General features: G+C 41.5%; 12 protein-coding genes and 2 pseudogenes. 10 read left to right on the top strand and 4 right to left on the bottom strand.

Going from position 1 to position 13,796, the window contains the following annotated elements:
- Positions 1-120 precede the first annotated feature (120 nt).
- The 3 genes from DQX05_RS07145 to DQX05_RS31805 all read left to right on the top strand — a co-directional run bounded on the left by DQX05_RS07145 (position 121) and on the right by DQX05_RS31805 (position 3,749).
- Positions 121-3,132: a KAP family P-loop NTPase fold protein gene (locus tag DQX05_RS07145; RefSeq protein WP_119792419.1), complete on the top strand. Its 3,012-nt coding sequence runs from the start codon at positions 121-123 to the stop codon at positions 3,130-3,132.
- A gap of 64 nt (positions 3,133-3,196) precedes the next feature.
- The gene (locus tag DQX05_RS31810; protein WP_310735648.1) at positions 3,197-3,397 is read left to right on the top strand and encodes a hypothetical protein; all 201 of its coding nucleotides are present in this window, start codon (positions 3,197-3,199) and stop codon (positions 3,395-3,397) included.
- Positions 3,398-3,488: 91 nt separating this feature from the next.
- Positions 3,489-3,749, top strand: a complete 261-nt coding sequence (locus tag DQX05_RS31805; RefSeq protein WP_259391840.1) for a hypothetical protein — start codon at positions 3,489-3,491, stop codon at positions 3,747-3,749.
- A 374-nt stretch (positions 3,750-4,123) separates the two neighbouring features.
- Here the strand turns inward: DQX05_RS31805 and DQX05_RS07135 are convergent, their stop codons facing one another.
- Positions 4,124-4,900: a Cof-type HAD-IIB family hydrolase gene (locus DQX05_RS07135; RefSeq protein WP_119792185.1), complete on the bottom strand. Its 777-nt coding sequence runs from the start codon at positions 4,898-4,900 to the stop codon at positions 4,124-4,126.
- Between the two features lie 772 nt (positions 4,901-5,672).
- On the opposite strand from DQX05_RS07135, the gene DQX05_RS33050 reads away from it, so the two are divergent.
- From DQX05_RS33050 to DQX05_RS07120, 3 genes are all read left to right on the top strand, one after another.
- Positions 5,673-6,041, top strand: a complete 369-nt coding sequence (locus DQX05_RS33050) for a transposase (RefSeq protein WP_397335045.1) — start codon at positions 5,673-5,675, stop codon at positions 6,039-6,041.
- 885 nt (positions 6,042-6,926) lie between these two features.
- Positions 6,927-7,103, top strand: coding sequence for a hypothetical protein (locus tag DQX05_RS07125; RefSeq protein ID WP_182914654.1), 177 nt, complete (start codon positions 6,927-6,929; stop codon positions 7,101-7,103).
- 95 nt (positions 7,104-7,198) lie between these two features.
- Positions 7,199-7,861, top strand: coding sequence for a hypothetical protein (locus DQX05_RS07120; RefSeq protein ID WP_147385162.1), 663 nt, complete (start codon positions 7,199-7,201; stop codon positions 7,859-7,861).
- 507 nt (positions 7,862-8,368) lie between these two features.
- Here DQX05_RS07120 and DQX05_RS07115 read toward each other — a convergent pair.
- On the bottom strand, positions 8,369-8,770 hold the full coding sequence (locus DQX05_RS07115) for a DUF4279 domain-containing protein (protein WP_119792179.1): 402 nt from the start codon (positions 8,768-8,770) through the stop codon (positions 8,369-8,371).
- Positions 8,771-8,785: 15 nt separating this feature from the next.
- Positions 8,786-9,565 (bottom strand): polymorphic toxin-type HINT domain-containing protein, encoded by a 780-nt coding sequence (locus tag DQX05_RS07110; protein WP_119792177.1) that lies wholly within the window; start codon positions 9,563-9,565, stop codon positions 8,786-8,788.
- Positions 9,566-10,387: 822 nt separating this feature from the next.
- Between DQX05_RS07110 and DQX05_RS31375 the strand changes: the two are divergent.
- From DQX05_RS31375 to DQX05_RS33045, 3 genes and pseudogenes are all read left to right on the top strand, one after another.
- Positions 10,388-10,579: pseudogene (locus DQX05_RS31375) on the top strand (transposase); the annotation flags it as partial.
- Positions 10,580-10,627: 48 nt separating this feature from the next.
- Entirely contained in the window at positions 10,628-10,957 is a 330-nt protein-coding gene (locus DQX05_RS31370) for a helix-turn-helix domain-containing protein (protein WP_220483161.1), read from the top strand.
- A complete protein-coding gene (locus DQX05_RS33045) occupies positions 10,908-11,090 on the top strand; it encodes a DDE-type integrase/transposase/recombinase (RefSeq protein ID WP_182914653.1) in 183 nt (60 codons plus the stop codon). Before DQX05_RS31370 ends, DQX05_RS33045 begins: the two co-directional genes overlap by 50 nt.
- A 92-nt stretch (positions 11,091-11,182) precedes the next feature.
- Here DQX05_RS33045 and DQX05_RS32810 read toward each other — a convergent pair.
- Positions 11,183-11,772 (bottom strand): annotated as a pseudogene (locus tag DQX05_RS32810) (sugar O-acetyltransferase).
- A 455-nt stretch (positions 11,773-12,227) separates the two neighbouring features.
- On the opposite strand from DQX05_RS32810, the gene DQX05_RS07080 reads away from it, so the two are divergent.
- Positions 12,228-13,679, top strand: coding sequence for a BglG family transcription antiterminator (locus DQX05_RS07080; protein ID WP_182914652.1), 1,452 nt, complete (start codon positions 12,228-12,230; stop codon positions 13,677-13,679).
- The last annotated feature ends 117 nt before the right edge of the window (positions 13,680-13,796 follow it).

The raw sequence follows: 13,796 nt of genomic DNA, 5'->3' as shown, positions 1-13,796 counted from the left end.
CATCTGGGAAAATAGAGAAATAACTCTAAAATGGCATATTATACCTAATTGCATATTAGACATAAGACGAGAGGATAAACTAGCGCTGGTGCGAATAAAGGGATGGCGGGGGATCAGAAGATGCTAGATACTAACGATAAGCGCGAATTTATGAAAATAAATCATTACCTGCTATGTAAATTATTTTTATTTGGTGTCTTGCTGGCGGAGCTTGTACTTGGGGGCATCGAAGTTATTCTCAGTTTTTACGGCAGCTCCATTCATCATCAACAGGAAGCCTGGTTCTGGATGATAGGCGCGCTGTATCTTCTCATCATTGTATTCTGCCTCGTGAAAAGAGAGGCATGGAGACACATCCGTAGCATCATAAGGAGCGGGAGGTACGATCTCCTTATCGTTTTTGCCGCCGGCATGCTCTCGATGTTCTTCATTGGCGGGATTGGAATCGGCGATCTCCGTAATTGGGTTGGGGCGCTGGCTTGGTCGCATATAGCCGTGCTGATCTCCCTTCCTCTCGTGTTCATTGCGGCGATAGCAGTGAGAGAGCGGCAGATGAATCGGATGACAACAATTTATAGAGATTCGAGCTTCATCAGTGATAAAGAAGGACGGAGCAGACATGATGATGCGTTTGAATTTTCTGAAATGGCCGTGAGATTTGCCGAGAGGGTATATAATCAAGGTTCGCCGGAAAGCTTGGTATTCGGAATCGATGCGCCATGGGGAACAGGGAAATCGACCTTCGTCAATCTGTGCAAGGAACACTGGGACAACCACTACGATGATAAAATTATCGTGTACATGTTCGATCCGCTTCGGTTTGAGAACAGCGATAACCTAATGGAGAAATTTGCGGATGGTCTCTTGAAGGTAATCAAGGAGAATTTTTTCGCCCCGGAACTGGAATCCCTAATGGCCAAGTATGTCAAGCTGTTACACGATTCGAATTTATCGTTGTCTATTTCGGGATTTCGCTTTGGGTTGCCTTTCGACAAGTCCTCCATTGATAAGACATTTGACAGGCTAAGCATGGTCCTGAGAAGCATCGATAAAAAAATTGTGATCGTTGTGGATGATTTAGACCGTTTAACCTTTTCCAATATCAAAGAGATCCTGTTCGTCATCAAAAAATCCTTTATTCTTCCCAATTTATCTTATGTGCTCTGTTATGACACCGAGAATCTTACGGCACTCGAGCATCAAAAATTAGATACGGAAAAAATTAATGAGTTTCTGGAGAAGTTCATCAATATCAAAACGAGCTTGTACATCGATTATAAATTATTATTGAAATATTTTACGGAGAACACGGATAAATCATTAGCCAGGAACCTGCTAAGCAATCCTGAATTGGTAGCCAAAGCCGTCGAGGGGCTCAAGGATATATTTCATTCCAAGGAATATGATTTGTACATTCCTTTTGTAGGGGATGCAAGGAAACTGAAAAGACTCATTAATACGATGCTCTTGCTTGAGGTTGAACAGCTGGATTTCTCGAATTCGGATTTTGATAAGCATGATCTTATTCATCTGCTGATTATCTACATCAATTACCCGAATATTTTCAGAAAAATATACAATACGGAGGCGCAGGGAAAACGAGGTTTTTTTTCGCTGATTCGAAAATATGATGACGACTATCCGGAAGACGATGAATCGCATAGCCAAGAAGATGTCTATAAAAATTCCACAAAGTATACGGCATACCTCGGAGGTCTGACTGAAAAGCAAAGGTTTATTTTAAATAAAGTGTTTGATGTCAAGCAAAGATTGGGATCGGCGAGCCATATTTCTCAGGAACAATTCACTTCCTATGCTTGCTTTAATGGATCGAAGTGGAGTCCCGGCGGCAGAAATCTGGAACAGTACTTAAATCTTATCATTAAAGTATCCCGTCCCGCCCACACACAGCAGTATAAGTTTTATGTCAATTTGAAAAATGAACTGCTGCATAGAACAAGCATTACTCAGGTGCTGGAGCGTGAAGAGTTTTCCTTCTCAAGCGGAGAGGCCAATCATGAGAAAATCTGGCGAATTCTAATTAACTCGCCGCACAGTGAATTTACACCAGACAAAGCAAAGGAAATTATTTCTTATGCTCTGGAATCTTTACCGCAATACTCATGTCTTGACATCCAAAAGATGAACATTGGTTTTCGAAGCTTTACCCTTATTTTTTTCATCGCAAAATTACTGAATAAAATTGGGTGGACGGACGAGGAAGGGCAGCATTGGAATAACAGCGATAACCATGTCATTCAAATTGCAGAATGGATTTTTGGTGAGAATCGGCATAGACAGGATGGAATACTGGAGAAACTGGCTGCAAAAGAAAGAGGTCTTCTTGGTTTGCGCGATTTATTGATCTTCCGTTTATGCTGCAGCGCGGACAGAGGCGGGGATATGTTTAATTTGTCAAGGGCATTGTCTATACACGGCGGACCCGATAACCCTACGGAAGGAACTGTCAATGACATCGTCATTGGAGAAATGCGTGAAATCTCTCAATATATATTCCGGATATTCAAAAACAGATATATTGACATGCAAATCAATATTTTTGATGAAGTGATGGGGATAGCTGCAGAAGAGATTTGCGGCTGTTCTTACGGATATATTCAATCACAGATCCCGGCTAAGGATTTCGAGAAGAAACTGCAAGGATGGAAATCGAAGCTGCTCAACTTTATTATTTATCAGTTGGGGAGCACGATCTATAGCAGCGGCATTCCTTGTGGTTACTACAATATGCAAGGCGATAAAGACGGGCAAGGCATCAATAAGTCGATCAATAACTATCTTTTTACCATTTGTTTTAATCCCCGGCTGCATGCAAAAGGCTTTGATTATTTTTTGGATTACCTTTTTATCAATTTCGAAACGACGTTCGGTCATACCAAGCATCGTGTGCCCCGCCTGGAAGGATTTTTGAAGGTCCTTGATAAAGAGCGCATCAAAAATTATTGGATTGAGCACAGGGACAGGATAAAAGGAAGGCAATGGAACGGGGAAGAGAAATGGCTTATTGGCGAAGACGAAGCATCTTTTACCCGTCATGTAGAAGAGACGTATAAAGTATTGGATGAATTGATACAGCAGGATGATAGACCGGCAACTGAGAAAGAGAACTAATTCCTCGGCTTGCGTATTCCAACATATGTATTGAAAACGCATCGGAAGCTTTGCCCTGTCGTTAATGGAGGGTATCGCTTCCATGGAGCAAGACAGGGAGCCTGACGAGCTCCGCTCGGACTACGGTGACACAGTGCATCATTGGAAAGTGTACAAGAGCAATATCGTGGGTCTGGGCGAGTCTTCAGAGGACATGCGTGCAACCCCGTATTGGATGCGCTCAAGGATGAGATTGCGAAGCGGGTTGGCAATCAGAACGCATTAATGATATCGCAAGCACAGAACTTGGCCAGATCGTAGCCGGCATCGTAAGCCAATGGCAAGTCGAAGGCTTTGCTTCCCAGAAGCAATTTATATTGCTGCGGCAGTCCGCGGAGACGTACACACCGTATCCTTATCAGGCCGAGGAGATCGCGGCTGCTGCACACACCGCCGTGCAGATGTTCATGGAATGCGATACGCAGGAGAAGTATGAAGACTTTCCGGAGCGCTTAGCAGAGCGCTTGCAGGATGCCAGCTTGGCGGAGGAGCTGTATTCGTTTTTGCCGGAAATTTGTGCCGAGCATGCTTTCGACTCGCTGACCTATAATGAGGAGTGCTTGCTATTCTTGGGGTGAGGAATCATTCCCCGTTTATCGGACTCAGTTCGCCAGCTATTATATAATCGCTGCTGCTTTATTTGAGGGCTTTCGCACGGATCAATTTGATGATGAAGTGTATAGGCAGTACATCGGCACCAGTTCGATATATAGTGTGATTTGCCAAGCGAAAGAGGAGGGCGCGGATCTGGTGGAGCATGGCGGCGTGCTGACGCTTTCCTTCGGGATGTCCGACCGCTATCAGTTTAGATGAACAAGGGATGCGCGGGCATCCTTATAAGCAAAGCTCCTGTCTTACCTGCTGGCAGGAGCTTTTTCTGTGGAGATTTGGAGATAGGTGATACGCACAAAGGGGGCAGCCGGACATCGCCCGCTCCCCCCCTGCAATAAGCTTAGTCAATTAACCCGGCATGCCGCAGTCCTTGGCGGATTCCGCCTTCATCTACGGAAGAGGTAACATAATCAGCAAAAGGCAGCAGTTCCGGATGAGAATTGCCCATCGCAATCCCGAGACCTGCTTGCTGAAGCATCTCCATGTCATTGAGTCCATCACCGAATGAGACGGCATTCTCCGGAGCCAGGTTCAATCGTTCCAGCATGGCTTTGATTCCGACGGCCTTGGAACCGCCCTTGATCAAGACGTCCATCGCTTTGGAATGCCAGCGGATCAGGCGAAGATCATCGAAGACGTTGTCATATAAATGCTCGTCCTGCGCTTCGCAGTGCAGGAACACTTGATAGATATCGGCCTTGCTCCAGAACTCGGGATCATAGCCCGGCCGATCGATGCGGAGGGAATCGATAGATTCCACGACGAAGGGATGGGCTTCGTCACTCGCGTAAAATTGTTCGCTGCCTTCAAACACCAGAGGATGACGATGGCGCCCCGCCAATTCCACGAGCTTCGCCACACTATTGCGCGGAAGCGGGCGCTGATAGAGGGGTTCACCTTTGTATACGACATAGGCCCCATTTAAGCTAACAAAAGACTCAATCTGAAGCTGCTCGGCAAGCGGCTTAAAGAAGTAGGGGGCACGCCCCGTGGCGATGACGGGTTCAATCCCGTTCTCTTTCAACTCTGCGATCGCCTCGACAGTGTCTTGCGGCACTTGCTTCTCATCATTGACCAATGTGCCATCGATGTCAAAAAATACAATGTTGTAACTCATGTCAGGTCTCTGCTCCAATCTCTGTCTATATCGATGTTGTTCTGCTACCAGTGTAGCATTGATTCGGGTCTAGAATAAATAGCTTCGTTTGAACAATGTGTACCAAAGCTGCATGCCCTGCTGAAGAAGCAGGGCTATTTTTATTGCGCGTCAGCATCCGCCTGGTACACTCCTTAGGATTAGAACCGAGGCTCTTTTCTGTACACGCCTCTCATGGTAACATCTACCTATAATGTAGAGTAATAGACTTATGCGATTGAGGTGTTGAAGATGGGATTGGATTACGATGGACTCCTTTCTTTAAAACGTTGAGGCAAACCCGCGGGCTCTGATTGATTCTCCGCAAGAGGTAGCATTGACGACACGCGAGGAGAAATGGATGTTTGCCCTGTCGCAAGCAAGGCAATCTAATTAGATATACTGGTATTGAGTCGCCCCACAGGTCATCACAGAAAAGAGCCGTTGAGGAAATGATATGCTCCCCTTAAAGTAGACAGGTGAAATAATAAAACCTTCTGCTTTAAGGGGAGTTTTTATCATGCGAAAAAAATGGAGTGTACAAGAAAAACTTGTAGTGTTACAGGCACTTAAAAGCGGCCAAGGGGGAATAGAGACTACGCTATGAACAATACGGATACAAAGGGTTAGAACATCTCGCTCACAACAGAAGCTATTCTACGGAACTCAAGCTCTAAGCCGTAAAAGATTATCTATCCGGGGAGTTCACGCAAAGTCGAGTTATTCATCTTCATGACAAATCCATCATCTCTATGTGTTTGGACGTTCCAATAACAATTCTCTCGTATTTCAGACATTGAAACAGGCCTTGCAAAAAGCTCCAGGCAAGCCCTTGTTTCATAGCGACCGGGGTTACCAATATACCTCCTTGGGCTTCAAGAAGATCTTGGACGATAACGAAATGACCCAGAGTATGTCCCGTGTTGGACGGTGCATCGATAACGGTCCAATGGAATCTTTTTGGGGAACTCTAAAATGCGAGAACTATTATGTACATACCTACCATACCTTTAAGGAGCTCGAGGGGGACATCCAGGCCTACATCCACTTTTACAATTACGAACGATTACAAGCAAAACTAAACGGCCTTAGTCCGATGGAATTCAGAACCAAGGCCGCTTAAAGAATTTTTACTTTTTGTATTGTCTACTTGACGGGGGGCAGTTCACATACTTCCTACGGCTCTTGTTTAACTTAGAAAGCTCTAGAGGAAAACTCGAATTGATAACCACTTCCGCCATCATTAGGAACAATGATGTATCTATAAAAGCCTGTATATTTTCTCGGTCTAAAAGATTTTGTTATTCGATTCTTGGTTTTAGTGGTTTTTCCTATCGGACTTGCAAGTGAAAGCGGATTTCATTACCGAAACTAGGCTCATAATAAAATGAACCTTTATACTCTCCCTCATCTGGTATTTCATCTTCGACTATATCCAGTTGATCCATTGTGCTGAAAAACTGGAACGGCCTCATTCTGAATAGTCCTTGGCTGCGCAGAAGCAGATAAAACGGGAACTGCAAACAAAGTCAAAGCAGTTAAGGTGAGCAAATACCTTTCTCATTTAAACACCCTCCTAAAAAAAGTATAGGTGACTGTAGTAAATGTGGGTTTCTAAGACCATATTTCTGGTAAAAAGAAAACCAGAGTATATTGGAGCGCATCATGTCATGGCAACTGCATGGCCAACATGAAGGGGAAATGGATCGGTGGAAAATACACCGTTGTGGGTAAAGGAAAAGCCCTGGCATAATGATTTATTCACACAATCTTGCAAGGCGGGGCAGGTTCGAGAGACGGAAAATGCAGTGGTTACACCGGATTAGACATTCATGAGGTTCACATTTTATACCAGTATGTAAGCGTGGATAGAAGATTTTCTTTCTATTAGGCTGCGCGGTCATATCGGCTGTGGCCCCATACCATCCTGGGCAGGAAGAGGCTATCCTTATGGGTATCCAGGAGGCCATAGGCAAGCGGTTGGCACAATTAACAGGATCTGAAGGGAATGGAAAAACCGAAGCAGCGGGATTATGAAGGATATGGGGCAGAGGGATCGATCCGAAGAGTGATGAATGCGGGGATCATGAATGGCCGTAATAGAGGATTCGCGCCGAACGAGCCGCTTACATGGGCAGAGATTGCCGTGGTGGCAGATCGGATATTGAAGCAGATGGGGAAATAAGCACCGGTGAAGAGGGGGCTTTGATGACATTATGCTCGTGGGGGCTCCTTTACCTACGCAATTACTTTCATACCCTATAATAAAAATTCCTTTAAATGGAAGGAAATCATAAGAATATATCGAATATATATTTAGAAGGAGGTGGTATTAATGGGAAAAACATAAAAAAATACTTTGGTGCAAATCTAAACGGAAGAAATCTATCTTTGAAAAGAAAAAAACAATTAAGCAAAATAAGGAGGCTCAAAAGTATGATTTTATCTTCTTTACTTAGAAAAGCCACGGTTTCAGTACTTTCAGTTGCTCTGTTATTAACGATAGTTTCTCCATTCTCTGTTTTTGCTTCTACAGAAGACGTAAGTTATGCCGCACATAAAGAATCCCACCATAATCCCTTGATTTCCTTAAATCCGCCGCGTGATTTTAATGAAAATGTTTCAACTATGGGGCTAAAAACCAAGGGTCTGTTAAAGGTAATTCAAGCACTCAATTGTGGTGGAAAGAAACTCGTTGATTCAGCTATTAAATTCAATTTAATTGATGAACAAACGGGAAAAACGTTGGTAAATAATTCAAAGAAAATTGTAAACTTTTTAACTAAATTAGATGGTGCTGCTGAGGATATTGCTAGTAAAACTAGAGAGCAATTACCCCAATGGTTGCTAAATAATACGGAAATTAAAGACACAAAGGTAGCCCAAAATATTGCAAAGGTCATAGCTTGGGCTATTCGTGCTGCTGATTGGTTACTTCTCTAGGATTATGATATAACTAGTATATAAAATTTGAACATTCCCAGCTGGCCTCGCCGGTTATTTCTGCGGGGCCTCTTTTCACTTGTACAGTGTTATAGGAATTACCAATTCACTTTACATATTTGTACAATATCACGTATTTACTTTGCATCGAAAAATGTAAGGTAGTCCCCTTGACATATCCTCTCTACAACCATCATGCTAAAAATCCTATCTTTCTACAACCGGGAAATACGTTCTTCCTCTTTGCGACCAAAATAAAAAAAGTCCCGGATTTCTCCGAGACCTTTACCATGTCCGGGCGATTGCTGAGGCTGGCGGGGCCCCGGTAAAGTGGAACGGGAAGCAGGGTATCCCTTATTAAATAAATGGTGTATACTGGAAACAAATCCGGAGGAACCGGTGAAAAGGAGCTCTGCTGGCATTGTGCTGGTGGGGCTCCTTTTTTGCTGGAAATCAAACATATACAGCAAAAGCCCCGGACTACTCCGAGGCTTTTGCGTATAGAAACTAATAAATATACAAGTCTATATAGAATTCCGACTTAATGTCATTGGTAAATTCAATAAACCTGCTATCAAAGTACATTGAAGGCTTTTCGTTGTTTTCTACATTTACAATTATCGCAAATAAAAAGTCTAAATTATACATAGCTTTTATTTCTTTTAGCACATTTGTTTTTTTGGATAGTCGATTAATCATTTTCTCGAGTTGTTCATTAATATCTAAAGACTCTTCATACCCCGTGCTAATAATCCAACAAGAATCTTTTCGAGTGAGACTTTTCCCTGGTATAGCATCTCCTTTCAGCCAGTTGTGGTGGGGAATCATTTCTAGCTTTTCTGTCACCATATTAGGGTTTAATTCATCACCGGTTATAATAAACTCAACCATAACATTTGTTTTTTTCAAGCAAAGAACACCTCTCTAATTAAGATATTCGCCCGTAGGAATGCCTTCTCCCTTCCCCCCTTTTTTATAAACGAAAAGCTGGCCTGAATCTTTATCTTTATAAATATCGTATTTTGAAATATTTTTCTTACCAACTACGTCCCCTTTCAGTTGATGAGCATCAATATTATTCTTTTTGAGATAATTATCTTTAACTAAATTAATATTTTTAGGTGCCTCACTCATGCTTTTAGAGCTAGAGCCACCGCCTCCTCCTGAAGGCGCCCTCATTGGGATACTTCTTATTCCGCCGGCTCCACAATTATGCGTCCATATTTCCAGTTCCGTTACGAAGTAGTTATGTAATCCTTCGACACGGAAGTTATACACGGTGGTGATGTGCTTCTTAATCTCGATCCGGTCAATCGGATAGAGTTTGCCTTCTGGATTTTGAAGCAGGTCGCCTGCCTTTAGGTGTCTTGCCTCCACCCAACCTCGTCCAGGAATCCAAAACGGATGCTCTTCCGTCGTCGTTATCGTTATTCCTTTGACCGTAATTTGATACGTTTCGTTTGCTTGTCTGTGGAACAATTCAATAACTGCATTATATCCTGTTTTTCCTGTAAATTCATCCTTCGTCAGTACAAAATCACCAATTCGGATTTCTTCAATCGGCTTGAACCCAGTATTAGTTTGTACTGACGTTCCGGCAGAGAAGCAATGTAAATTACAATTCGCGATGGATTGAGCAGAAGCAAGAGGAATACTTGTGAATGAAAGGATAACAAATAACATCAAAGAAATAATTTTTTTCATTGTTCTTCTCCTTTTTTTGCAAAAATTTTAATCCGAGACTGGGTTCCTGATTGGTCACGGAATGCTGACGTCCATATACTTCATGTCCATGCTCAGGTTGAGATTAAGCAAACGGACAATAATCATTTCTTTTCCCCCCTTATCTCGTCACACAGCTAAATTGTCTATATGCGGTGCTGAATGACCTAGATTCCTTGTCAAAAAATGACGTTTTTGAGTATACCAAAAAATGACGGATCATGTCCTTGTTTTTGAAAATACTTTAAAGATATGTAATAAACTCCGAAATGATGGATTCAAAGTCAGCGGCTATAAGATTGGAGGGGGGAGGGTATCGTGGAAAGCGGAGGAACGAAAGGTACTTATATCGAAATAACAGTGCGAACCGTGGGGGATGTAGGTTAAAAAATACGACTTTCATTCGAAACAATGAATGAAAGTCGTATTTATCTTTAATTAGTTAATGCATATGTTGCCCATTTTGAAGACAACTTCTTAGGACCTTAATATTCTCTTGCTCGTACCACGATGTCAAGTGGTTGTCCCCCGGAGCGTTTGACATCGAAACTATATTTACCTTTCTCTCTAACGTTAACTGTTAGGTAGTCATCCCCGCCAGCGGGAATCGTTAGACTGTCCTTATCACCCTTCTTTTTTCCAGGAAAATATGCCTTGATTTGTACCTTCCCTTTTCTATTGTCAACATAAATATTCATTTTTTTCCGTTTTGGGATCTAATGAGAATTCGCGACTGTTGTAATCAGCATCACCTTCAACTCCAATACTATTAATGAGAATAATATCGGCAAAAGCGACTGACTCATCGAATGGCGAGATCGCTATGAACAATACGGATACAAAGGGTTAGAGTATCTCGCTCACAACAGAAGTTATTCTACGGAACTCAAGCTCCAAGCCGTAAAAGATTATCTATCCGGGGAGTTCACGCAAAGTCGAGTTATTCATAAGTACAAAATTGCTTCTCGAACCCAACTCCGTAATTGGATTAAGAAGTATAATAGCCATAGCAGCCTAAACACTTATGTAGGGGGAGCGAAAGCTATGGCTAAGGGTCGGTCTACAACTTGGCAAGAACGCGTGGATATTGTTCTCTACTGTCTTGCACATAACCATGAGTACCAAAAGGCAGCACACCAAAATGAGGTCTCGTACCGGCAAGTATACCAGTGGGTAAATCGGAAGCCTAGCTCCAATGAGCAGGAAAATGTGGAGTTAACGCGTGTCATGATGTCTATTTATGAGAAAGTTGATCGTACCTTTGGATACCGTCAATTAACGTTGCATATGCGCCGCCAAACGGGATTCTCTCGTATTTCAGACATTGAAAAAGGCCTTGCAAAAAGCTCCAGGAAGCAAGCCCTTGTTTCATAGCGACCGGGGTTACCAATATACCTCCTTGGGCTTCAAGAAGATCTTGGACGATAACGAAATGACCCAGAGTATGTCCCGTGTTGGACGGTGCATCGATAACGGTCCAATGGAATTCAGAACCAAGGCGGCTTAAAGAATTTTTACTTTTTGTATTGTCTCTTGACGGGGGGCAGTTCAAAAAAAACCACGGCTCTTCATTGATCTTCGCTATTACTGTTACATCCCTTATTCTTCAAACCATTTAAACTTATTTTTATCCTCTTCTGTGATAGGACGAATAACCCGGCAAGGATTTCCGTATGCAAGCATCCCAGACGGAATATCCTTCGTAACCACACTGCCAGCCCCGATAATGCAATTATCTCCAATTGTTACCCCTGGGAGTATGGAAACATTTGCGCATATCCAGACATTGCTTCCAACCGTAATCGGATATGCATATTCCCATCCGTCATTACGCAAATCCGGTAGAAATGCATGTCCTTCCGTTAAAAAAGAAACATGTGGCGCAACGAAAACATTGTCTCCGATAGTAACTTTTGCACCATCGGAAATGGTGCAGCCTATATTCGAAAAAAAATTATTCCCGACAGAAATATTATATCCATAGGTGCAGTAAAACGGCTGTTCAATAAGGAAATTACCTTTAATTTCACCAAGAAGTTTTTTCATAATATCTGTCCGTTTCTCATAGTTGACGGAAGAGTATGGTTATATTCAAAATAAAGATCCTTTGCAATGTTCCTGTCCTGAACTAAACCCTCTTCCATTGGATTGTACATGTAACCCTGAAGGGACTTTTCTTTTTCTGTCATCATATAAGTTCCTCACAATTCGAGTATTCATGAGATTTTTAATCTTTGAACATTCATTTTACTAAGAAAATTCTTTTCCCAAAAATATTCCTTACAAAGACAGCTGGAGATTTGTACAATTAGTAGCTCCTGAAATAGCGACGTCTGGTATAGGAACAGCTTCCTATTGTGAGCTGATTTTTGAGAGAATCATTCACTAGTTGGTGAGCAAGAACCGGTATTTAAGTCGTAGTTATAACTACCGAGGTCATGCTCTTTTTTTTGGTAAAAAATAAGCTCATACAGTACTTTAGACATATTATGAAGGTATGATCATGTATTAAAGTATAAATTTTAGTTCTATTTATCTATGAACAGCTCTGGTGGAATCCTCCATAATGAAAGTTGGTTTACGCTCCTTAATCGTATAAACAATAGAAGGTAGTGAGTACGGAAGACATTAGAGGTGAATGGAAGTGAAAACATCAAATCGACTTGTTGCTTTATACCAATATTTAGTTGAGCATGATGGTTGGATTACAACTCAACAATTAGCTGCGATGCTGTGTTGTTCCGTTAGTACGATAAGAAATGATCTTGAAATACTAAAGTCTTTTTTACCGGATACTTGGTTTATTGAAAGCCGGAGGGGCAAGGGGGTTCATATAAATCGTCCCTCTAACCAACCTATTGTACCATTTAAACAGTTACTAAATGAAACAGACAGAGTTCAAAATCTAATAGGATATCTCATTCATAATGAGTCAGGGTGTACATTAACAGAACTCAGCCAAAAATTATTTTATAGTGTCAGTACAATCAGTAAAATTATAAAGATATTAAAACATGAGTTGAAAAAATACCACCTAAAATTAGGTACAAAACCTGTAAAAATTCATGGAAATGAGTTTCATTTACGCCAATTTTATTTTGATTATTATCTGAATAAAAACAGTACGGCTTGGATACAACAAGATACTTTAAAATCGATATGTACGCTTATGAGATCGATTGAACAAATTGGGGGATTTAAGTTTTCTGACAATTCTTATATCCAACTTCCGATTGTATTGTCTATCTGGCAAAGTCGCCTTTTAAAAAAACAGTACATTACAAAATTTGTTTATCCAACCCTTTTTAACGAATCCAGTGATTCATTTCGATGGATTATTCCAATGATTGAAGAACATTTAAAAAAACTGTATATAAGGGTAAGTTCTCATGAATTACAATATGGAGCGGCTCTAATACTTGGCGTACCACGAATTGAGGGGGAAATGGCAGGTAGCACGAAGACTCATAATGAAATGGTAGAGCAGTGTCATATGGATCCTGTTATTAAATTGATTCAATCCATAGAAGAAAAAGCACGGTTGCCTTTTTCCGACGACCCCATTTTGTTTCAACAATTATATGACTATTATAAATACGCAAGTATAAGATGGATTACCGGAATTCACAGTAATGCTAATCAAAATACGATAAAGATTAAAGATAGTGAATTCAGTCTTTTTAAGTCAGTCCATGAGGCCATGCACCAGTGTTTTAATTATGTAGAATCCATTAGGGAAGATGATGTTGCCGACATTACGATGTTCTTTGTAGCCAGCAAGCTAGGCTATCATATGCAGCAGAAAGAAAAAACAATCTTATTGTATGTAAGTGAAATCGGTGTTATGAGATATGTGAAGTTGAAGCTGCTTGAAAATATCTGCGGACGAATCAAAATAGTTACTACAAATCATGCCCATGAGATGCAATATCTAGCCACAACGAAAAATATAGATATCATAGTGACAACCAATCAGCAAAGTTATACTCTGCTGCCCAATAACATTCCTATCATCCATATAGACCCAATTCCGTCCAGCTATGATATTAATATTATTCAAGATGCATTAAAACGGGTGTCTGATCATTGTAACTGAGGGTACACGGTTCCGTTTGTTCTGTACTCTTCGCACGTATCCCCTTCCGTCATTTCATCTATATTGTCTCCCTTTTATATAGCTACACATTTTCTGCGCGCATAAATGTTACTTTTT

Origin of the sequence: Paenibacillus thiaminolyticus, assembly GCF_003591545.1 — a bacterium.
Classification (GTDB): domain Bacteria; phylum Bacillota; class Bacilli; order Paenibacillales; family Paenibacillaceae; genus Paenibacillus_B; species Paenibacillus_B thiaminolyticus_A.
This window is presented reverse-complemented; position numbering and strand designations above follow the sequence as displayed.